The 2320-nt window shown below is 35.7% G+C and carries 2 protein-coding genes; both read right to left on the bottom strand.

What is annotated here, in order from left to right:
- Positions 1-67 precede the first annotated feature (67 nt).
- Positions 68-790: an IS21-like element helper ATPase IstB gene (istB, locus tag ACJDUG_RS17685; protein ID WP_406771190.1), complete on the bottom strand. Its 723-nt coding sequence runs from the start codon at positions 788-790 to the stop codon at positions 68-70.
- A gap of 1 nt (position 791) precedes the next feature.
- A complete protein-coding gene (istA, locus tag ACJDUG_RS17690) occupies positions 792-2285 on the bottom strand; it encodes an IS21 family transposase (protein WP_406771191.1) in 1494 nt (497 codons plus the stop codon).
- Positions 2286-2320: the final 35 nt, after the last annotated feature.

A 2320-nucleotide genomic window follows, 5' to 3' on the forward strand; every position in this document is an offset into this window, starting at 1 on the left:
TGTGTTTTGCAAGTAGAAAATGCATAGTGTAGCTTCCTAATTGTGCATAGGACACTTGCCTTATTTTTTACTGTTTTTTCCTTAAAGCCTCAGCTAGTCTATTGCTATCTCCTGGGAATGAGATAATGCTGGCATGATGTACAATCCTATCAATTAAGGCTGCAGTAAGTCTTGTATCTCCAAATATTGATGTCCATTGGCCAAACTCTAAATTTGTAGTAACGATTATGCTCTGCCTTTCATAACAATCAGCTATTAAATTAAACAACAGTTCAGAACCTACTTGATCAAATGGAACATAACCTACTTCATCTAGTATTAGTAACTCTGTTTTCTTTAATTTGCTCTTAAATCTTCTTATACTTCCCTGATTAAATTTATCCTTTAGGGTTTCCACTAGTTCAGAAACCCTAAAAAATTGAACGCTTATGCCTTTACGACAGGCCTCAACGGCCAATGCGGTAGCCATATGGGTTTTACCTGTACCTACATTGCCCATCATAACAACATTTTCTTTATTGTTTATCCACTCAAGAGAAAGCAATCTATCCTTGTTACAGATAGATGGAAATAGAATCTCATCAAACCGATACCCCTCAAAGGTTTTTATATGTGGAATATTGGAGTCCTTTAACAATTTACCAAGCTTTGCTCTTTTCCTGCCTTCAATTTCAGCAGCTAACAATTTATATGTATAATCCTTTAAATTCTCATCAGATGATGCTATTAAGTCATTTATGTATGCAAGCTTTAGCTGCTTGCATAGCTCAAATATAGGATCAACACCCATTTTATACACCTGCCCTTGAAAGCTGATTATATTTATCAAGGTTAGGCGGAGCCTTCCTAATTTCCTCAGGAGTATAATTTTCAGCCACTTCGCGTTTATAACTAGTTGTATGTCCATTCATAGAATGTAGCACTGCTGTAATTACAGATACACACAAGTTGTCTTTAGCTTTTATCAATGCTTCATTAATATCTTTGACTGAATATACTGCAATCCAGTTTAGGCATGCAGTTATACGGTCTTTTCTATCAGCTATATCATCTATGCATATATACTCATATAGTTCTCTGGGTAGCATTTTGGCAAACTGAGAATGTGTTACACTACGTGGTTTTCTACAGTATCCTTTAAAGACCTCGACCCATGGAACTTCCTGCACCTTGTCTGTATATGCTCTAGGAACGGAAGTTAAAAGATTATATTCGTTATCTAGAACTTCAATCTTATCCCACATAATTTTTACAGGAAGATAGGTTCCAGGCTTTGCACCAAATACAGTTATAGGCATTTTATCAATTTTTACTTCACCGTAGTTATTAACAAGCATACTATCTAGTCTATAAACTTCATAAGATTTTAATGGCAGATTCTTTAGACTTTTTTTCTCTTCCTCCCAAAGTTCCTTTATAGTTTTTCCTTTCTGATAATGAGGCCTTTCCATATCAAGCGAGCTACGCTCATCCAGCTCTTCTTCTAATTTTTCAAGGCTCTCAAGGATTGGTATAGGGACACAGAAATTACGTCTTGTATATCCACATTTATTTTCAACATTTCCTTTTTCGTTACCACTAGCTGGGTTACAAAATACAGATTTGAAGCCATAGTGGGCTCTGAATTTCAAAAATGAATCCGTTAGGGTTCTTTCTCCATTCTTATTAATATGAGCTACTGCAGCTGATAAATTATCAAACCATATCGTATGTGGAACTCCGCAGGATTTTTCGAAGAGTCTCTTTAAAGCTTCAAGGAAACATTCCTGATTCTCAGATGGAACTGGATGAACAAAGGCTGCATTACTATTTGGATAAGATAAAACTAGTACCTTTCGATCAACTAGCTCACTTTCCTTACTTACTTTCATGGTATAAAAATCAACTTGTGCTTCCCCGGCAGGGTGTTCTAATTTTTCGTAGGCTTTCGCCTCTTCTAATTTCATAGCTTTCTTTCTTTTTTCAACATATGTACATACAGTTCTATAACCGCCAGAAAATCCAAGCTCATTAACCAGTCTATTAAAAATTGCCTTAGAAGTATGTCTTTGTTTTCTAGGAACAAGCCTATCTTCACTAAGCCAGGTGTCAACTATCTCCTTATAAGAATCCATAACTGGCGATTTTCTTTCAGTCTTCATTACAGGCTCATTCCAATCATCTTTATCAGCATACTTTTTAGCTGTCCTCCAATTTACGTCTAACCTTTCTTTTATTTCTGATATATTTAGCCCTTCAAACTCTCTTAAATATTTGATATACTCTTGTTGAGACACTTTCAACATTCCTTTCATCCCCCTCGTTGTTTCTCGACAACTCA

This window comes from Candidatus Clostridium stratigraminis (assembly GCF_045310675.1).
Taxonomy (GTDB): domain Bacteria; phylum Bacillota; class Clostridia; order Clostridiales; family Clostridiaceae; genus Clostridium_AT; species Clostridium_AT stratigraminis.